This window comes from Rhodobacter lacus (genome assembly GCF_042683065.1).
GTDB lineage: Bacteria > Pseudomonadota > Alphaproteobacteria > Rhodobacterales > Rhodobacteraceae > Rhodobacter > Rhodobacter lacus.
Genome location: NZ_JBHUIX010000021.1, coordinates 57,084 through 76,110, shown reverse-complemented (window position 1 = coordinate 76,110; position 19,027 = coordinate 57,084). Strand labels below are relative to the sequence as shown.

At 63.5% G+C, this 19,027-nt stretch carries 13 protein-coding genes; 6 read left to right on the top strand and 7 right to left on the bottom strand.

Features of this window, described 5'->3' with window-relative positions:
• Positions 1-155: 155 nt before the first annotated feature.
• Both ACFSM0_RS17570 and ACFSM0_RS17565 read right to left on the bottom strand, forming a co-directional pair.
• Positions 156-3,200, bottom strand: a complete 3,045-nt coding sequence (locus ACFSM0_RS17570; protein ID WP_377393642.1) for an NACHT domain-containing protein — start codon at positions 3,198-3,200, stop codon at positions 156-158.
• Between the two features lie 10 nt (positions 3,201-3,210).
• A complete protein-coding gene (locus ACFSM0_RS17565) occupies positions 3,211-4,095 on the bottom strand; it encodes a pentapeptide repeat-containing protein (protein ID WP_377393639.1) in 885 nt (294 codons plus the stop codon).
• Positions 4,096-4,246: 151 nt separating this feature from the next.
• On the opposite strand from ACFSM0_RS17565, the gene ACFSM0_RS17560 reads away from it, so the two are divergent.
• Positions 4,247-4,927 carry a hypothetical protein gene (locus ACFSM0_RS17560; protein ID WP_377393636.1) on the top strand — a complete coding sequence of 227 codons (681 nt, stop codon included), beginning with the start codon at positions 4,247-4,249 and terminating at the stop codon, positions 4,925-4,927.
• Positions 4,928-5,218: 291 nt separating this feature from the next.
• Here the strand turns inward: ACFSM0_RS17560 and ACFSM0_RS17555 are convergent, their stop codons facing one another.
• A complete protein-coding gene (locus ACFSM0_RS17555) occupies positions 5,219-5,515 on the bottom strand; it encodes a hypothetical protein (RefSeq protein ID WP_377393633.1) in 297 nt (98 codons plus the stop codon).
• 609 nt (positions 5,516-6,124) lie between these two features.
• Here ACFSM0_RS17555 and mprF point away from each other — a divergent pair.
• The 5 genes from mprF to ACFSM0_RS17530 all read left to right on the top strand — a co-directional run bounded on the left by mprF (position 6,125) and on the right by ACFSM0_RS17530 (position 15,782).
• Entirely contained in the window at positions 6,125-8,773 is a 2,649-nt protein-coding gene (gene mprF / locus ACFSM0_RS17550) for a bifunctional lysylphosphatidylglycerol flippase/synthetase MprF (protein WP_377393630.1), read from the top strand.
• Positions 8,770-10,191 carry an AcvB/VirJ family lysyl-phosphatidylglycerol hydrolase gene (locus ACFSM0_RS17545; RefSeq protein ID WP_377393627.1) on the top strand — a complete coding sequence of 474 codons (1,422 nt, stop codon included), beginning with the start codon at positions 8,770-8,772 and terminating at the stop codon, positions 10,189-10,191. Before mprF ends, ACFSM0_RS17545 begins: the two co-directional genes overlap by 4 nt.
• A 269-nt stretch (positions 10,192-10,460) precedes the next feature.
• The gene (locus ACFSM0_RS17540) at positions 10,461-11,021 is read left to right on the top strand and encodes an ImuA family protein (RefSeq protein ID WP_377393624.1); all 561 of its coding nucleotides are present in this window, start codon (positions 10,461-10,463) and stop codon (positions 11,019-11,021) included.
• A complete protein-coding gene (locus ACFSM0_RS17535; protein ID WP_377393621.1) occupies positions 10,963-12,435 on the top strand; it encodes a Y-family DNA polymerase in 1,473 nt (490 codons plus the stop codon). The genes ACFSM0_RS17540 and ACFSM0_RS17535 overlap by 59 nt, the downstream gene beginning before the upstream one ends.
• Positions 12,432-15,782, top strand: coding sequence for an error-prone DNA polymerase (locus ACFSM0_RS17530; protein ID WP_377393618.1), 3,351 nt, complete (start codon positions 12,432-12,434; stop codon positions 15,780-15,782). The genes ACFSM0_RS17535 and ACFSM0_RS17530 overlap by 4 nt, the downstream gene beginning before the upstream one ends.
• Before the next feature lie 317 nt (positions 15,783-16,099).
• Here the strand turns inward: ACFSM0_RS17530 and ACFSM0_RS17525 are convergent, their stop codons facing one another.
• The 4 genes from ACFSM0_RS17525 to ACFSM0_RS17510 all read right to left on the bottom strand — a co-directional run bounded on the left by ACFSM0_RS17525 (position 16,100) and on the right by ACFSM0_RS17510 (position 18,888).
• Positions 16,100-16,588 (bottom strand): helix-turn-helix transcriptional regulator, encoded by a 489-nt coding sequence (locus ACFSM0_RS17525; protein ID WP_377393615.1) that lies wholly within the window; start codon positions 16,586-16,588, stop codon positions 16,100-16,102.
• Positions 16,585-17,322, bottom strand: a complete 738-nt coding sequence (locus ACFSM0_RS17520) for a cytochrome b/b6 domain-containing protein (RefSeq protein ID WP_377393612.1) — start codon at positions 17,320-17,322, stop codon at positions 16,585-16,587. The genes ACFSM0_RS17525 and ACFSM0_RS17520 overlap by 4 nt, the downstream gene beginning before the upstream one ends.
• Entirely contained in the window at positions 17,322-17,579 is a 258-nt protein-coding gene (locus ACFSM0_RS17515; protein WP_377393609.1) for a PepSY domain-containing protein, read from the bottom strand. The genes ACFSM0_RS17520 and ACFSM0_RS17515 overlap by 1 nt, the downstream gene beginning before the upstream one ends.
• 418 nt (positions 17,580-17,997) lie before the next feature.
• Positions 17,998-18,888, bottom strand: coding sequence for a bestrophin family protein (locus ACFSM0_RS17510; protein ID WP_377393606.1), 891 nt, complete (start codon positions 18,886-18,888; stop codon positions 17,998-18,000).
• Positions 18,889-19,027 lie beyond the last annotated feature (139 nt).

The window sequence follows — 19,027 nt, the reverse complement described above, 5'->3', positions numbered from 1 at the left end:
GCGCTTGGCAGGAAAGGCGGTCTATTCGGCCGCCTCAAGCCCCTCTGCCTCGTCCTCGATCATGTCCTCAGCTCTCAACCACTAGCAATCGCGCTAGAGATCTCGCTCTTTCTCTGGACAAACAAGGAGACCTTGCGCCCTTGGCAGACAGCTGCTCAATTCTCCTGTTTGGGCGCCTTGGGCCTCCGAGCTGGTTCGCCAGAACCATCGAGAATGTGTTCAAATATCATGCGGAACCGATCATCGATCTCTCGAAACCGATATCCGCCACGATACCCATCACTCAAGACATCGCGGATGCGATAGAGAACTTCGTCAAACCTCTGACGGGAAGTGGCAACATCCGAAGTCGATCGAAAGCGTTCCACAACATCGAAAACACGGCGTTCGAAATAGTGAAGTTCTTCTGCGGCTCCCGGGAACGACCCCGTACCGAAGCTTCGCTGCAAATGGTCGATCGAGCCCCTGCTTTCGTATCTCCAAAAATCCGACTGAAACCTACGATGATGGCGCATGCCGTCGAACTTGCTTCCGCTTGCTTCAAGCATCAAGCTAAGAAGAACGTTTTCTAACTGTGTAGTCCGTAAGGCAGCTCCAAGTCGCTCTACTGCATCGGACAGCGGAATAGTTAGTCCGCGCACTCCTTGGAGAAGCACGGGAGCTATCGGCGGAAATGCAATATCAACCTTCTCTTGCCCGACTGAAGCAGTGTCGATCCTAGTAAGCCCTCTTTCTGAAAAGGTCGCATCGATCTGAATTTCGCCACTGAGGATCATATGGAGAAGCCGAATAAGTGCTTGCGCTGGGATGCTGACGCATCTGTCTTTCTTTCGGTCCAGTCGATCTATTCGATTTGCCAGGGCAACAGAAACGAAAAGTAGGGCAGAGGCGTAATTTCCAAAGCTCTCAAGTGGGCTAAGGCGTGGCCTTTGCAGTTTGGTAATCTGAGCGATGACATCAAGGTAGTTGCCACCACTGAAGTCAACAAGCAGTTCCTCAAGGCGCTTCAACTTAATCTCGAGGCTGGCAAGAAGCTTACTAGAAGCGGTTCCAGTTAGCTGTGCGCTATCCCCATCAAGGAAGGACCTAAAGTCGCCAAGCATGGGCTCCAGCATTTCCTGGACTTCCGCGGTAAGAAGGCGCATCGAAAAGAGTGAACCGAGCGATTGGGTTGCGTCATGGACACTCATTGCCCAGGTCTTTTCCTTGGATCCCCACTGCTGTGTCTGAAAACAAGCTTTCTCTAGGGATGTAGCAATGACTTCGGCAGCAAAGTACTCAGAAAAACTCTTGTGAACGAACTCAAACCCTGTCTCTTCTCCCTTTGTAAGCTCGGGTTGATTGACGATTGTCACGTCTGCAAGCTCAGCCAAATCGGCATCAGTTGCTGCCGGTAGGATTGACCGCAAGATGGGCAAACCTTCATTTACATCGAGCGCCTCTCGTCCGGTACTATACATTTCCCAGGCTATCGCCTGCACAAACTGTCGCATCTGCTCTGGGTTGAGGCGGCCGTGGCCGCTAGCCTGATTCTCCTGGCGCAGAGCTGTATCCGCAACAATTGATCGATACAGAACGGCCTTTTCGACTAATCTTGCATTCTCGGGTTTTAAGTCGATTGACCCGGAGGTGTGTGCCCGTGCTACAAGGTGAAGCGTTAAAGGCCAAGAAACAAGGTGCTCAAGGGGTGACCGATCTCGCCCTTTTGCCTTGCCATCCGATAGCAACTTTTCTGGGAAGAAGTTATCGACCCCTCGACCCTTATGTAGCACCCTCCATTTTGATCCCCATTTCTCTACGCGCTGTCGATCAAATGGTTCAAGAGAAACAACATGCGCCCCGATTGGAAGCCCCGCGCCATTGGGAAACAGGGTGTCACGCCCGGAAACAATGGCCTTGGCATCCCGGAGAGGACCGCTCGATAGGTCATCTTTCAATGCGTTGAAGAACTCTCTAAGCTTTGAGCGACTAGCCATTACTAGTTCGTCGAAGCCGTCGAGGATGAGCACCAAGTTTTGAACACTTCCCAAGTCAGAAAATTTATCTATGAGGCCCTCATTCTGGAGATGCCCTTCAATGAAGCTGGCCACGTCTTGGGTGTCTGTGAGGCGGCGAAGCCGCAGGAAGATCGGGTGGATCTGATCATTCCCGGCAAGCTCACTAGCAAGTACTCTGCAGAGAGTGGACTTCCCAGACCCTGGCCCTCCGCAGAGCAGGATGAGATCATCGGCCGGGGTTCGTGCACTTATCAGCGTACCTAGAAGCCCGGCAACATCTGCTACTGGAACGGGTTTAGATCGCTTCACCCCTGCAACACGGTAAGTGGCCGTCGGTTGGACAAACACGTTGCGCACACCGAAGGCTTCATCGAACATCGTAGCTCGATCGTCCGGAAGCGAAGACAAGGTCTTTCGGTAAGCCTGCCACTTCTCCTTGCGTTTTTCTTCGGCGCCGTTTGTTGGCAACCAGTCCTTCAAGGCCAGTATTAGGCCGTTGACATTGTCGATTACCGAATTCTTGGTGGCATGTTGTTGTTCGTAGTTCAGAAACGAACGAACTGCGGTTGCTGCTTCAGTGTCTCCTGATATCCATGCCGAATACTCATGCATCGATAGCTCAATGCAGCGCTTCAATGGCTCGCGATCTAGAGTTGCTACTTCTGTCGGGTCAACTAGACAAGAAATAAGCTCCTCGTAGTCCTTGAAGTAGGTGGAAATCTGGGACGATGGATGCTCCGTCATCATGTAAGGCAAATCAATTCCGGCTGCGATTTCTGCAGCTCTTTCGATCACATCCTTTCGCTCACGAGAAGCTTTGCTTCTTTCGGCTGGTTGACGCTTGTTCTCACCTTTGCCACTGACTTCGAGATTGTTTAACAGAGTCTCGACACCTCTGAGAAAGGCGCGCTGAGCAGATACAAAGTGCAAAATTGCAAATTTTTCCAGCGCTGAGATAGATGAAACGCTCAGCGCGCTAACAGTTTCTGTGGAGAGAAGTCGTGCACTTGCAGATAAAGCTTGTGTTATGAATGACAATACACGAGTTCTGAAGTCGTCTCCTCCGGAAGAGACGGATATGCAATTACCTATCGACTTGTATACAAGTGCTAGGAGCTTGAGGTCTTCACAAATGTCTCGCCGGTTGCCGATCTTCTCTTCGGCAAAGCTTGTGATGAACTGGATGTTTATCCTTATAGGCATTTTGGGTCCTTCAATTTAGTTGTGTCAAAATGAAATGAGTGCTTCTGACAATTGATCGGCCCAAGAGAAAGGCACCAAGACTTCCACCAGCGAGCAGGCTCATGACACAAATCAATCTGGCGGCAGGTTTTTGCCAAGTAGACTGATCATAAAGAATTTCAGCGTTCTTTGCCTCATGGAGCCATCTTTCTCTGCTGAACTCCGAGATACGTTCGGGGCAGGCTAGAAATGTTGTCGCCGCCACCGCAAGGAAGAAGAAGCTTGCAATCACACCTAGGTGTATCCAGCTGGGGGTAACTTCTTCAAATATGGGTGCCGATACCATGGGGTATGCATCCCGGATGGTTATTTCGACTTTTCGTATTCCAAAGTTGATCCATGAGATTGCCCCCAAGTATAGTACTGAAATGGTCAAGGAGGCGTAGGATGGCACAAAGATTGACACAGATGAGAGGAAGCGTACGCGATCCCATCCAAAATAGCGGTCGATCGCAGGCAACACCGATTTATCGTATTTAGGTGCCTTCTTTGGATTTTCACTGATGATTAGGGTTGCTATTCTCCCAAGGCTCGGCACATCAGTAAGATCACACCCACTCATCTGAACATCTTCGAACCGAGTCGATCTAACTGATGCACCTGAAAAATTTGCCGAGTCGAGATTGCACTTATCGAATTTAGCGTGATCGAGTAGAGCACGGGACATATTGCAGTGTCGGAGGTCACAATTTGTGAACTGACATTTTCGCAAGTCCGCTTTCTCAAGGTTTATTCCGGAAAGATCGAGCCCATTGAAGGTCGACCCAGCTGCTTGGATTGTTCCATGAGGATTGGTGATCCGCCAACTGCCGACAGCAGCTGCACCCATTCGGATCAGTTGGTCATTGGCTGTCATCCAGTCCGTCTCGCTGCATCGCTCCGGCGCAGTGTAGTCTCAGGGATCGGACGGGCGCAAGGTATGTGAACTTGATCTGCTCTTTGACGGAGGGCCGCACCGACCGGAGTTCTAATGAAATTCCTTTGCGTGCTCCCTCTACTTCGCTGATGTGCCTGCCCTGCTGCGGGCCTACGCGGATATCGCCAGCGAAATGTCTGAGGCTGGCTATTCCGATCATGAAGCGGACGGCATCAGGGCCGATGTTGACCACTTTGAGAAGGTGAGGAATGAAGTGAAGCTTGCGAGCGGCGACTACATCGATCTGAAGATGTTCGAGCCTGCGATGCGGCATTTGATCGATACCTATATTCGGGCCGAGGAAAGCGAGGTCATTTCCAAGTTTGATGACCTCTCCTTGATCCAGTTGATCGTCGAGCGTGGAACTAAGGCCGTGGCGGCTTTGCCGAGCGGCATCCGCAAGAACAGGGAAGCGGTCGCTGAGACCATCGAAAACAACGTCCGGAAACTGATCATCGACGAGACGCCGATCAATCCGAAGTATTACGAGAAGATGTCCGAGCTGCTGGACGCCCTTATCGCCCAGCGAAAGACGGAAGCGATCGACTACGAGGCCTATCTGGCGAAGATCGTCGAACTGACGAAGCAGGCAAAGAGTCCGGAAAAGACGACCTCGTATCCTGCTGTTGTGAACACGCCCGCCAAGAGGGCCTTGTATGATAACCATTCTGATCGCTTCGTGGCCATCCTCGAGCAAAAACTGCCAAACTGGCGACTGATCAGGGATGAACTCAACGCGGCGCCGCTCGCACATGAGGAGTGGTCGGAATGAAAGGCTATTTCGGACTGGGTGGCTGTCGAGGGGAAGGCAAAACGGCAACCGAGCGCAAAGCCGGGTCAACAATAGGTCAACCTGTCGACCGACCTCGTTCACGGTTTGGGCTACAGCCGCATCCGCCGGTTGCGTTTGAGAGCGGAAAGGTAATCAAGCGAGATCAATGGCTTGCCGCGTAAGTTGTTGAAATCTAAGGGTCTGATGTTCTCCTTTTGGTCCGCCTCATAACCTGAAGGTCGTAGGTTCAAATCCTACCCCGCAACCAAAAAATCACGCAAGATCAACAGCTTACGAACGCATCGCCGTGCCGTTCGACACAAGTTGCACCTCCGTGGCCCCAGTTCCGGCTGCGCCGCGCGTCACCACATGCACGGGCTGACCCGTCGCCAGACGCAACAGCCCTGCCAGCGAGCCGTGAAGGTCTGCCACCAGGTCCACGCCCCCTTTCGCCGTCGTTGACGGCACGGGACGCTGCACGATCTTCTCGATCAGGCCGCGGATCGCATCCTTCGCCTCGCTCGCATGCGCGGGCTCAGTCAGCGCTGCGATCAGCTCCCGGATCCGCTTCCGATACGTCCCTGCCATCGACGGGTGAAACCGCAACCACCGACGGGGCAGGGGAGGCCGCAAGCAACGCCTCAAGCTCCGCCTGACGCGCCGCAAGCGCCTCCATCTTCGACTTCATGCTCGGATAGAACATGCCTTCCGTGATCGCCGTGACGATATTCTCGATCTGGCGCGAAAAGGTATTGAAATACAGCGGGCGGCAGCTCTTGTTGCAGGCCTCGGCCAGCCCGTTGAGCGCGCGGTACGAGACGGCGCGGGATCTGGCGGGTGAAGCTTTTGCGGCGCTTGGCATCCCGCGAGGGGAGCGCCGGGCCGAAGCTGTGCGTGCGGCGAAAGCGGCGGGACACCGGCCGCCGGAGCGGCGGGCACATGTTCCCCGTCGCAATGGCGGGCGAGGCTGTTGGCAAAACCGGCGCGGTTCAGGGAATACATGAAAGCCGCGCAGCAGATCCCCCTTGCCGGGAGGAGGCAGCCGGTTTCACACACGGTGCAGGCGCAACGATGTGATTGGCCGTCAGCAACTGTTGGTTGGACCTCCCTGCGCCGCGAGCGGAGATTGCGCCGCGCGACCGGTCTTGACCCCGACCGGAATTTGCGTGTCTCAGGCTCATGACAAGGTGATCCGACATGTCCTCATCCGCGACGGCTTCTGCCCTGCCTCAGGACGGAAACGCGCCTTGCCCCACCCCACAGACGGAAGCCTTCACGCAGGAGCGCCCGACGATCTGGACCCGTCTTGCCCGCATTCAGGGGCTTCTGGCCGCGCTCGCGATGCTCGCCGTCTTTGCACTCATGGTCTGGTCGATCCTGCGCCTGACTTCCGAGGTGCGTTATGATGACGTGCTGGCCCAGATGCAAACCCTGCACCCCTGGTCGATCGGGCTTGCGCTGCTCTTCACCGCGCTCAGCTTCGCAGCGCTCGCATTTTACGATGCGAATGCGCTCGACTATATCGGCCGAAGGCTGCCGTTGCTGGTGGTCTCGCTGACCTCCTTTCTGGCCTATGCGATCGGCAACACGATCGGATTCGGAGCGCTCAGCGGCGGTGCGATCCGGTTTCGCGCCTATTCGAAACTCGGCCTCGACCCGGGCGAAGTGGCGCAGGTGGTCGCCTTTGTCACCCTAGCCTTCGGCATGGGGCTGATGCTGATGGCCGGGATTTCCACCCTGATCGTGGCGCCGCAGATCGCCCGGGCGATCGGCTGGGATCCGGTCGCCCTGCGCGTTCTGGCGGTGACAGTGCTTGCCGCACTGGCGCTGCTTCAGGCCTTTGGCGGCCGGGCACGGGGCGTGCGGCTTGCGGGCATCACGCTGCATCTGCCCGATACCCGCACCGCCTCGCGTCAGGTGCTGGTTTCCGCCCTCGACATGGCGGCCTCCGCCTCGGTGCTCTATGTGCTGATGCCGGGGCTCGATGTCTCCTGGCCCGGCTTCTTCGCCATCTATTGCGTGGCGGTGGGGGTGGGGATCATCAGCCATGTTCCCGCCGGGCTCGGCGTGTTCGAAGCGGTGATGCTCGCGGGCTTGCAGCAGAGTGCGGGCGCCGACAGCCTTCTGGGCGCGCTGATCGTCTACCGCGTGATCTATCATGGGCTGCCGCTCACGCTGGCACTGGTGCTGCTCGTCGTCACCGAATTGCGCCGCTTCGGGCAAACCGCCCTTGCGGTGCAACTGGGCCAGTCGATGGCGCGGCTGGCGCCCTCGATCCTCTCGGCCTTCGCCCTGATCGTGGCGGCAATGCTCGTGTTCTCCGGCGCCACCCCGGTCAGCGAGGGCGCGATGAATTACCTCTCGGCGCGCCTGCCGTTGCCGATCATCGAGGCGGCGCACTTCCTTTCCAGCCTGCTTGGCCTCGTGCTGTTCGTCGCCGCGCGGGGGCTGGGCCAGCGGCTCGACGGCGCCTGGCTCGTTGCCGTTCTGGCGGCTGCGCTCGCGCTTGTGCTCTCCTTGCCCAAGTCGGTGGCGCTGGTGCAGGCCTCGGTGCTGGCCCTCTTCGTGATCGCGCTCCTGATGAACCGGCGCGCCTTCAATCGCCATGCCTCGCTGACGCGCCAGGTGCTCGGCGTGAACTGGCTCGCCGCGATGACGGTGCTGATCGGCGCTTCGGTGGCGATCATGGTCTTCGTCTATCGCGACACCGGATACAGCCACGCGCTCTGGTGGCAGTTCGAATTCGAGCAGGATGTGCCGCGCAGCCTGCGCGCGCTCCTCGGGCTGATGATTGCCGCGCTCGCGATCGCAACCTGGAGCCTGTTGCGCCCGGTTGCCAGCCGCCCCGCGCTGCCCACCGTGGCAGAGATCGACCGCGCCACCGCGATCGTGCGCGGCCAGGATATTGCCGATGCCAATCTGGTGCGAATGGGCGACAAGCCGCTGCTCTTCTCCGCAAGCGGTCGATCCTTTCTCATGTATGGCGTGCAGGGGCGGTCGTGGATTGCGCTGCTCGATCCCGTGGGCGACGCGCAGGACTTCCCCGAACTGGTCTGGCGCTTCATCGAGACAGCGGCGGCCTGCGGTGGACGGGCCGTCTTTTATCAGATTTCGCCCGCGCTTCTGTCAGCCTGTGCCGATGCCGGGTTGCGGGCCTACAAGATGGGCGAATGCGCGCTGATCGACCTTGCCGGCTTCACGCTTTCGGGGCGGCGCAATGCGGGCCATCGCGCCGCATGGAACCGTGGCCAGCGCGAGGGGCTCGACTTCGCGATGATCCCGCCCGAAGACGTGCCCGCGGTAATGGCGGATCTGCACCGCGTCTCGCAAGCCTGGCTCGCGCAGCACGCCGCGCGCGAAAAGCGGTTTTCGCTCGGGGCCTTCGATCCGGCCTATGTGGCGGCGCAACCCGTGGCGGTGCTGCGCAAAGCGGGCGAGATCATCGCCTTTGCAACCGTTGCGGTGACCGAAACGAAAGCAGAGGCGACAGTCGATCTGATGCGCTTTGCGCCCGATGCGCCGGACGGGACGATGGATTATCTCTTCCTGTGTCTCTTCGAGCATCTGCGCGCAGAAGGATTTGCGCGCTTCAACCTTGGCATGGCCCCGCTCGCCGGGCTCACGCGGCATGAGCTCGCCCCGGTCTGGGACCATCTCGGCGCGGTGCTCTTTGAGCATGGTGAGCGGTTTTACAATTTCCGCGGCCTGCGCGCGTTCAAGGCGAAGTTTCACCCCAGGTGGGAGCCGCGTTACCTCGCGGTTGCGGGCCCGGCAGGTGCCGCCTTGGCCCTGATGGATGCAGCCCTGCTGATCGGTGGCGGAATGCGTGGAGTGATCGGGAAATGATGAAACGCCTTGCAACGGTAATTGCGCTTGGCGCGCTGGTGCTTGCCCCGCCACTGTGGGCCGGGACGGGCGCCGCAACCGCTTCCGCAACGGTGGCGCTCCCCGGCGACCCCGCCGGGCCACGCTTCGATCTGGGGATGATACCGCCCGATCATATCCTTCGCCCCGACGGGGCGCCAAAGGCGATGGTCGTGCTGATCTCGGATCAGACCGGTTGGCAAGACGCCGATGAGACTACGGCAGAGGCCCTGCGCGCGGAGGGCGCGGCGGTGATCGGGATCGATCTGCCGAGCTATCTGCGCCGCCTCGACGCCGATCCCGGCGATTGCGTCTACATGGTGTCCGACATCGAAAGCCTTGCCCATCAGCTGCAGCGCGCCGGCGGCGGGCAGGCCTATGCCACTCCGATCCTTGCGGGCACCGGCGCCGGGGGCACGCTCGCGCTCGACATGATCGCGCAAAGCCCGCTGGCAACGATTGATGCGGGGTTGGCGGTCGATCCAAGGGCGGGACTGGCGCTGCAAAAGACGATCTGCACCGATGCCCCGCACCGGAACGAGGCCGCGGCCACGGTTTACGACCTCGCTCCGGGCGATCTGCCCGCCGCCGTCGAGGCGCTCTTTTCCCCAAGCGCCCCGGCAGACGGGCGCGCCCATCTGGCGCAGCTGCAAGCCGCCCATCCAGATCTCGTTACCCGGGATGTGACCGACGATCCGCACCGGGCGCTGCTCTCGGCGCTGCGTGACCGGATCGCGGTGCAGACCGGAACGGACAGCCCGCTGGGGCTGCCGCTGACAATCTACGACGCCAAACCCGCGCAGGATACGATGGTCGTGTTCTACTCCGGCGATGGCGGCTGGCGCGACATCGACATGCAGGTGGGCACCGCTCTGCAGGCCAGCGGCGTGCCCGTCGTGGGGGTGGATTCACTGCGCTATTTCTGGTCCGAGCGGACGGCGAAAGAGACCGCCGAAGATCTGGTGCGCATCATCACCGCCTATCGCGCCAAATGGCATGTGCATCATGTCGTGCTTGCGGGCTATTCCTTCGGGGCCGACATCCTGCCCGCCACCTATGATCTTTTGCCGCCCAAGGACCGCAAGGCGGTTGCGCAGGTCACGCTGATGGGGCTCTCGCATCAGGTGGATTATCAGGTCTCGGTAGATGGTTGGCTGGGGCTCGAGCAAGCCGGGGGCGCGGGAGATCCGCTTGACGACATCGCGCGGATGGACCGCCCCGATCTGGTGCAATGCTTCTATGGCGCGGGCGACGACGACGATGCCTGCCATGACGTCAAGACCCCCGGCATCGAACCCGTCGCGATGACGGGCGGGCATCATTTCGACGGCAATTACGACGTGATCGCCAAGCGCATCATCGCCGATCTCTCCAAACGGCTTGCGGGGCGCAAGTTCTGACCCCTGACGCAAAGGACGGATCTGCATGCGCTCGCGCATCCGCTGGCGCCCCGGACCGTCACCCCGGAACGGCCGCGCACAAAGCGGGAGCCGAGCGCCAGCCACAGGCGCCAAGGCTGCGGGGCGCGGCGGACGCTTTTGCGCAGGCGCGAAGCCTCGCCTTGCCGAACCGGGGGCGGCCTTTGCAACGGGGGCACCGCCGGGCCCGTTGCTGGGCCATCGCGGGTCGGGGCGTTGGAAAGCCCGGCCTTTCGCGTTACCCTGTGCGCATGTCCTGCGCTGATCTTCCCTTTTTCCCGCTGCGCCCGGGCCGCGTCCACGAGGTCTGCGGCCCCTCTGCCCCCGCCTTTGCCGCCTGCACCGCCGCGAGCCTGCAGGGGCCGGTTCTGTGGCTGCGCGAGACCTGGCTGACCGAGACCCTCAACCCTTTGGGACTTTTGCCCTTTGTTGACCCCGCCCGGGTTTTGATCGCGCGCCCGCCAACCCAGACCGACAGCCTCGCGCTCGCCGAGGAGGCGCTGAAAGACGGCAGCCTTGCCCTTGTCGTGCTGGAAATCACCCGCCCGCTTGATCTGCGCGAGGGGCGGCGGCTGCAATTGGCGGCCGGTGCGGGCGCCACGACGGGGCTGTGCCTGATCCCCGAAGGCATGGGCTCGAACGCCGCCGAAACGCGCTGGCGGGTCCTGCCGATCTTTGATGCGGCGGGCACGGACTCGACTCCGATGCGGTGGGAAATTATAAAGAACAAAATGGGAACATTGGGCGCGTGGAATGTTTGCTGGAACGCAGAGGCGAATCGTCTCGATCTGGTTTCCCCGGCTGGCAAGTGACCGGGCCCTGCGCGCCTGCCCGGTCGATGGCCCCTTCGCGCTGGTGCAACGGTTGGGCAATGCCGAAACGCTCTTTTGCCTGAACGCCGAGGCCGAGGGGGTGGGTCTGCACCGCGGCATGCGGATGGCGGATGCGCGCAGCTTCTGTCCCGGGCTGGTCAGCCGTCCGGCGCGCCCCGATCTCGACGCGCGGTTTCTGGCCGGGCTGCGGCGCTGGGCGGAGCGCTATTGCCCCTGGGTCGGGCTGGAGGGCACCGACGGTCTGGTGCTCGATGTCACCGGCGCGGCGCATCTGTGGGGCGGCGAGGGGGCGATGTGCGCCGACATTCGGGCGCGGCTCGAACGGGCGGGGATCACCGCGCAGCTGGGGCGGGGGGCGAGCCGCGGCGCCGCCTGGGCGCTGGCGCATTTTGGCGATCCTTCCGCCGAGGCCCCCGAACCCGATCTGCTCGCCTTGCCCGTCGCGGCGCTGCGGCTCGCCCCGGACACGGTGACCGGGCTGCAACGGCTGGGGCTGCGCCGCATCGGCGATCTGGCTGCCAGCCCGCGCGCGCCGCTTGCGCGCCGCTTTGGCCCCGAGCTGCTCGCCCGGCTCGATCAGGCGCTGGGCCAGAGCCCCGAGCCCGTCACCCCCGCGACCGAGCCGCCGCAGTTCGCCACCCGGATGACCCTGCCCGAGCCGATCGGGCTGGAAAGCGACGTGATGGCCGGGCTGACCCGGCTGCTGGACCCGCTCTGCGCCCGGCTTGCCGCGCATCAGGCCGGGGCGCGGCGGCTTTGCCTTACGCTGCGCCGCGTCGATCAGGCGAGCCAGCAGGTCGAATTGCGTCTGGCCGCGCCGATGCGCGACCCCGCGCGGATCCTGCCGCTTTTCGCCCGCGGTCTGGCCGGGGTCGATGCGGGGTTCGGCATCGACCAGCTGCGGCTTGAGGCGACGCAGGTCGAGCCGCTCGCCCCCGCGCAGCTGGGCGCGACCCCGGTCGCCAGCCCCGACCGGCTGACCGATCTGCTCACAAGGCTGGGCACCCGGATCGGGCTTGAGAACATCTACCGCTTCCTGCCCGCCGAAAGCCACATCCCCGAACGCGGCTTCCTGATTGCCCCTGCGGCCTTCAGCACCGCGCAAGGCGGGTTTCACGCCCCGCGCCCGCGCCCGCTGCGCCTCTTTCCGCCCGAGCCGATCATGGCGAGCGGCCCCACCCCGCCCGCAAGGTTCCGCTGGCGGGCCATGCCGCTCACCACCGCCCGCGCCACCGGACCCGAGCGGATCACCCCGGAATGGTGGCTCGAGGATGAGAACTGGCGGCACGGGCTGCGCGACTATTGGCGGGTGGACACTGCCGAGGGCCGCCGGCTCTGGCTCTTCTTTACGCCGCAAAACCCCAGCTGGTTCGTGCAGGGCGAATTCGCATGAGCGGTTTTCCTGGTTCAAATACGCCCAATTCCGCCGCTTATGCCGAGCTCTGCGTGACGTCGAATTTCACCTTCCTCACCGGCGCCTCGCACCCCGAGGAACTGGTGGCCCGTGCCGCCGAACTCGGGCTCGCCGCCATCGCCATCACCGACCGCAATTCGCTGGCCGGGGTGGTGCGGGCCTTCTCGGCGCTCAAAACCCTGCGGCAGGAGACCGAGGCGCTGCGCATCCGCTCGGCCAGCCAAACCGACCCGTCCTCGCGCTTGGACCTCGCCCCCGCGGCACCCCTGGCGCGGCCCGCGACGCCGGATCTGCCGCGGCTGATCATCGGTGCGCGGCTTGCCTTGCGCGATTGCGCGACCGAGTTTCTGGCCCTGCCCACCGACCGTCCGGCCTATGAGCGGCTCTCACAGCTTCTGACCCTTGGCAAGCGGCGGGCCGGCAAGGGAGAATGCGCCCTGACCCTCGACGATCTGGCCGCGGGTGGCGCCGGGCTGATCCTGATCGCCTTGCCGCCGCCCGACCTTGCGAGCGCGCTGGCGCCCTTGCACCGGTTGCAACGGCAGTTCCCCGGCCATGTCTTTCTGGGCGCCGCGCCGCGCTATGACGGCACCGATCAGGCCTGGTTTCGCAGCTGTGCCGATCTCGCCTTGCGGGCCTCGACGCCGATGGTGGCGGTGGGCGATGTGCTGATGCACCGCGCCGCGCGCCGCCCGCTCGCCGATGTGCTGACCTGCCTGCGTGAGGGCCGCACCATCGACGCCATCGGCACCCGGGCGCTGCCCAACGCCGAACGCCGCCTGAAAGCTGCAGACGAGATGGCGCGGCTGTTCCGCCACCACCCCGCCGCGATCCGCCGCACGCTGGAAATTGCCGCGCGCTGCGCCTTTGACCTTGCAGAACTCAGCTATGATTACCCCGGCGAGGACGACACGGAACCGCCGCAGGCCCGGCTGGAACGGCTGGCCCGCGAAGGGCTCGCGCGGCGTTATCCGCAAGGCGCGTCCGAGCGGGTGCATCAGCTGATGGCCAAGGAACTCGGCCTGGTCGGAGAACTGGGCTATGCGCCCTATTTCCTGACGGTGCATGACATCGTGCACTTCGCCCGCGCCCGCGGCATCCTTTGTCAGGGCCGCGGCTCGGCCGCCAATTCGATCCTGTGCTATCTGCTGGGGATCACGGATGTCTCGCCCGACATGATCGGCATGGTGTTCGAGCGTTTCATCTCGCGCCATCGCGGCGAGCCGCCCGATATCGACGTCGATTTTGAACACGAACGCCGCGAAGAGGTGATCCAGTGGATCTATGAAAAATACGGCCGCGACCGCGCCGGGCTTTGCGCCACGGTGATCCATTTCCGCACCCGCGCCGCGATCCGCGAGGTGGGCAAGGTGATGGGGCTCTCCGCCGATGTGACGGCGGCGCTCTCGGGGCAGATCTGGGGCATGTCGAACCAAGGGGCAGACCCGGCGCGCCTGCGTGAGATCGGCCTCAACCCCGACGACCGGCGGCTGGCGCTGACGATCCGGCTGATTTCCGAGATCATCGGCTTTCCGCGGCATCTGAGCCAACATGTCGGGGGCTTTGTCATCACCCGCGGGCGGCTTGACGCGCTCTGCCCGATCGAAAACGCCGCGATGGAGGGGCGCACCTGCATCGAATGGGACAAGGACGACATCGACGCGCTCGGCATCCTCAAGGTCGATGTGCTCAGCCTTGGCATGCTGACCTGCCTGCGCAAGAGCTTTGATCTGCTCGAAGCGCACAAGGGGCTGCGGCTGGATCTGGCGACGGTCCCACAGGAAGACCCGGCCACCTATGCGATGCTGAAGCGGGCCGATGCGGTGGGGGTGTTTCAGGTTGAAAGCCGGGCGCAGATGAATTTTCTGCCGCGCATGAAGCCCGCCACGTTTTACGATCTGGTGATCGAGGTGGCGATTGTGCGCCCCGGCCCAATTCAGGGCGGCATGGTCAAGCCCTATATCCGCCGCCGTCAGGGGCTGGAGGCGCCCGAGCCCTTTGGCCCCGCGCTGGCCGCCGTCACGGCAAAAACCCTGGGCGTGCCGCTTTTTCAGGAACAGGCGATGCAGATTGCGGTGGTGGGGGCGGGCTATTCCGCCGAAGAGGCCGATCAGCTGCGCCGCTCGCTCGCCTCGTTTCGCCGCATGGGCACGATCGGCGCGCATCGCGACCGGTTCATTTCCGGCATGACGGAGCGCGGCTATCCCCTGGCTGTGGCCGAGGCCTGTTTCGCCCAGATCGAGGGTTTTGCCGATTACGGCTTCCCCGAAAGCCATGCCGCCGCCTTCGCGATGCTGACCTATGTCTCCTCCTGGCTGAAATGCCACCACCCCGAGGTCTTCGCCTGCGCGCTTTTGAATGCCCAGCCGATGGGGTTTTACGCCCCGGCGCAGATCGTGCGCGACGTGCGCGAGCATGGGGTGGAGGTGCGGCCCATTTGCGTGAACCGCTCCGACTGGGACAACCGGCTGGAGCGGCGGGCCGACGGGCGGCTGGCGTTGCGGCTGGGCTTTCGGCAGATCAAGGGCTTTCGCGCCGAGGATGCGGGCTGGATCGTCGCCGCGCGCGGCAATGGTTACCCCGATATCGAAAGCCTGTGGCTGCGCGCCGGGCTCGCGCCCGCCACGCTCGAACGCTTGGCCGAGGCGGATGCTTTTGCGGGCATGGGGTTGACGCGGCGCGATGCGCTTTGGGCGGTGCGCGCGATCCGGGCGCCAAAGCCCTTGCCCTTGTTTGCCAATCCGCTGGATGGCGAGGGCGGGATCGAACCCGCCGTGACCCTGCCGCCGATGCATTTGGGCGAGGAGGTGGTGGAGGATTACATCGCGTTGCGGCTGACCCTGCGCGCGCATCCGATGGAGCTGTTGCGCCCCGGCCTGCCGGGCCTCACCTGCCATGACCGGCTGGCCACGGCACCGTTGCAGCGCAGCTCCGTTTGCGGCCTTGTCATCACCCGCCAGCGCCCCGGCACCGCCTCCGGGGTGATCTTTCTGACCCTTGAAGACGAAACAGGGGTGGCGAATATCGTGGTCTGGCCCAAGGTCTACGAACGGTTTCGCCGCGCCGTCATGGGCGGGCGTCTGCTGCGCGTCACCGGGCGGCTGGAACGCGAGGGGATCGTGGTGCATCTGATCGCCGAACGAATCGAGGATCTGTCGCCGCGGCTTTCCGAGCTTGGTCACCCGCTGGATGCGGCGGTGGGCCTGACCCGCCCCGAGGCCGACGACGCTCCCCGCCCCGCCGCGCGGCCTGCCCGCCAGCCGCCCCGGGCGCAGCATCCGCGCGAACAGGCCAAGCGGCTCTTTCCCAGCCGGGATTTCCATTGAGCCACAGCATCGTTGACCGCCGCAACTGCCGGGGCAGAGGGCCGACACAAAGAGGGCGCCGCCGCGCGCTTTCTGCATCGAGGCGCCGGAACACCCCGTCAGATTGTGGCGCTGTCGCCCTCGGCAATCGAAAGCGGCCCTCCGCCCGATCGGGAGCGGCAGGCGATAAAAGCGGGCGCGCCGCGATCATGGCGGCGAGGATCATGGGGTCAGGCGGGCAGATCGTTGAGACGAGGCGGGCGGAAAGTCGCAGCGGGGCCACTGGCGGGGGCCTGAAGGCGAGCCGACCCGGTCTCAACCAAAGCGGCATCTCTGGATCACCCCAGCAGATCCTCAACGAAAAGCGCGGCGAATTGCGCCCGCCCCGAGACGCCCGATTTTGCATAAACCCGCGCCATCTGCGCGCGCACCGTGCCCGCCGCGGCGCCACGCAGCTCGGCAATCTCGGCCACATCGAGCCCCTTGAGGGCGAAAAGCGCAACGTCGCGCTCGGCGGGGGTCAGCCCCCAGCGCGAAAACTGCGCCTCGATCACCTCGGCAAGCGCCCCCCGCGCGACATCGAGCGCCCGCGCCTGCGCCCGCTGCGTTTCGAGCGCGCGGCGCAATTGCCAGCCCCCCGCCACCACGCCCGAACTGAGCGCAATGGCGATGAAGCCCTCAAACAGCGTTTCCGGCCCCGGCCCGTCGCGCAGGATGTCGGAGGCCGCATCGCCCACGAAAAAGAGCACGGCAACCGCCTGCAGCAGCACCACCGCGGCAAGAACCGCGGCATGCCGCCGCTCGGCATCGGGCGTGGGACGCCTCATGCCTCCGGGCCCCGCTTGGTCCGGCGTTGCCAGAGCATCGGTCGCACGAGGTTGTGCCCGAGTGCGCGGCTTTCCACCGCCACGCCAGCCACATGCACGGCCGCGAAGATCAGGATCAGGTTTGCCATCAGCTCATGCACGGTCTTCACCGTCTTTTTGATCTCGCCCGAGGCGCCAGTCTCGCCCGCAGCGGCGGTTTGCACAAGCGCCGACCAGTCGCCCGAGAGCACCGCCGCCTGATCCGCGGCAATCTGCATCGGCGAGCGGGCATCGGTGAGCCAGAGCCCGGTGAGGCAGATCACCAAAAGCCCGCCCCAGAGCGCATAGACCATCATCGCGCCCGCAGGATTGTGCGAGGGATGTTCGCGCGCCGGATGCCGCCGGGCGAGCCCGTGCAAATGCGCAAGGGCGGCGCGCGGCGCGGGCGGAAAGGCCGAAAAGCGCGCCTCGATCGGGCCAAAGAGCCCCCAACCAAACCGCAGCGCAAGCAGCGCGAGCACGGCCCAGCCCAGCCCGACATGGAGCGCGCCCCCGGCCTTGGTGAAAAGCCCGTTTGCCAGCACCGCCGCGGCAACGCTCCAATGCGTGAGCCGGATCAGCGGATCCCAGACGGGCGGCTGGGCAAGGCCGGTGGCCGGAGAGACGGTGGTTGGAGAGACGGTGGCGGAGGGGACGGAGCCCCCCGCCGGCCGCGCCGCCAGACCCGCCTTTTTGTGGTCAAGCGGCCCCGGCATCAGTCTTTTTCCTTGATCTCGGTGACGGCGCCCGAGGCCGGGTCGATCACCACTTCCCAGACCGCTTTGGCCGCATCGGTGCAGACCGCCTCGACCTTGCCATCCTCGGCTTCGAAGTCGGAAACGGTGCAGCCCTTCGCGGCAAGCGCGGCGGACACATCGGCGGGATTGCTGCCCACGACATCGCCCACGGCGGGCATCGCCAGCGCCGCGACGGGCGAGAGGATCAGCACGGTGGCCAGAAGAGTTTTCTTCATCGGATACTCCATTGTTGAGGTCGACCCGTCCGCCGGCCACTGAGGCGGGGCGTTCGGGCAAGCCGTGTCGGCTGGGGCAGGAATGGCCGTGAAAAACCGCAGCGTCGATGCGCGGATCGCTGACATCGGCGGCGATAAGCACGTGCTTACGGACAGAGGGAAGCGCGGCTCGGGCTTGACGCGACATTTTCGCGGGCCGGTCTGGAGCGGCAATCTTTGCCGCGCGGGAGCCCCCATGCGCGCCCTTGATCGGCCGGTGCGCGCATGGTGCAACGGGCGCTTCCCGCACACCTCTCCAGCAGCGACTCAGGGATGGCCGCTTTTGCCAAGTTGCCGCGGATGTACTTTCGAACCCTGTTAAGCTGTCGCCATCTGGATACACCGAGGCCGCCGGCGGAGCGTCTACGCCATCGCTTGCTCAACTCAGCTGGTAGTCAATCGGCGCGAGGGGTGGGGGAGCGTCCTCTCCCAGATGCGCCGCAAGGCTGATTTCCATCGCTCTGCAGAGTGCATCAAGCGGCAGCGCGTTGGGGGCATCCCCGAAGGGCTGAGACATCTGTTCGCTCACCTCCGCCAGCCCGAGAAAGACATAGGCGACAATGACGACAATCACCGGCGTGAGCCAGCCCGCCGCCGCGAAGAGGGCGACTGGCAGTATCAGGCAGAAGATGTAGATCGTGCGATAGATCAGAAGGGAATAGACAAACGGCAGGGGGGTAAGCGCGATCCGTTCGTTGCCCGCCTGTGCCAGTGAGATCGACCCCAGTCGCTGGGTCAGCGCGCGCGCGCCGAACCCGTCGATCATGCCGGCGCGATGGGCTTCGGCAAGCTTTGCCGTCAACCGATCCAGCGCGGCACATGCGGGATTGGGCGCCGCCATCAGGTCTGGCGCCCGGCGCTGGCAATCCGGGTCCGCCGGGCGCCCGCGCAGCCGCGCCCGGTGCAAATGGGCAAAGGCCAGCGCATCGCGCAGCACCTCGCGGCGCAGCGCGGAATCGGGAATGAAGATCTCTGCCTCGCGGGCGAGCATCCGCAGGTCGGCGAGCAAGCCGCCCCAGAGCTGGCGCGCCTCCCACCAGCGCTCATAGGCGGCATTGTTGCGAAACCCGAGAAAGAGCGAGAGCGCCAGGCCGAAAACGGTCACCGAGACAGGATCCAGCACCGGCAGCACCTGGAACCGCAACCCGAGCCCGGTAAGCGCGGTTGCCACCACCGCAACCACCGCGACCGGCCGCGCCACAGCGGGCATGATTGACCCTTTGATGGCGAGGGCAAGATCAAGCGGGCTGGGCTTGTCGCGCAAGATCATCGGACATCCTTCCGGGGCTTTCCATGTTCGGGTCCGCCTCTCCTGATCTGCATTGACCGGCAGGGCAAGTCCCTGATGCCGCGTGCGTCACCACGAAAGCGCGAGGGGCTGCCGGTCAGACAGGATCGCGCCTCAGTGC

Coding starts and splice junctions, on each gene's coding strand:
- mprF (WP_377393630.1), top strand. CDS start 6,125: ATGTCCTCATCCGCGACGGCTTCTGCCCTGCCTCAGGACGGAAACGCG.
- ACFSM0_RS17555 (WP_377393633.1), bottom strand. CDS start 5,515: ATGGCAGGGACGTATCGGAAGCGGATCCGGGAGCTGATCGCAGCGCTG.
- ACFSM0_RS17515 (WP_377393609.1), bottom strand. CDS start 17,579: ATGAAGAAAACTCTTCTGGCCACCGTGCTGATCCTCTCGCCCGTCGCG.
- ACFSM0_RS17530 (WP_377393618.1), top strand. CDS start 12,432: ATGAGCGGTTTTCCTGGTTCAAATACGCCCAATTCCGCCGCTTATGCC.
- ACFSM0_RS17570 (WP_377393642.1), bottom strand. CDS start 3,200: ATGCCTATAAGGATAAACATCCAGTTCATCACAAGCTTTGCCGAAGAG.
- ACFSM0_RS17565 (WP_377393639.1), bottom strand. CDS start 4,095: ATGACAGCCAATGACCAACTGATCCGAATGGGTGCAGCTGCTGTCGGC.
- ACFSM0_RS17525 (WP_377393615.1), bottom strand. CDS start 16,588: ATGAGGCGTCCCACGCCCGATGCCGAGCGGCGGCATGCCGCGGTTCTT.
- ACFSM0_RS17545 (WP_377393627.1), top strand. CDS start 8,770: ATGATGAAACGCCTTGCAACGGTAATTGCGCTTGGCGCGCTGGTGCTT.
- ACFSM0_RS17520 (WP_377393612.1), bottom strand. CDS start 17,322: ATGCCGGGGCCGCTTGACCACAAAAAGGCGGGTCTGGCGGCGCGGCCG.
- ACFSM0_RS17510 (WP_377393606.1), bottom strand. CDS start 18,888: ATGATCTTGCGCGACAAGCCCAGCCCGCTTGATCTTGCCCTCGCCATC.
- ACFSM0_RS17540 (WP_377393624.1), top strand. CDS start 10,461: ATGTCCTGCGCTGATCTTCCCTTTTTCCCGCTGCGCCCGGGCCGCGTC.
- ACFSM0_RS17535 (WP_377393621.1), top strand. CDS start 10,963: ATGTTTGCTGGAACGCAGAGGCGAATCGTCTCGATCTGGTTTCCCCGG.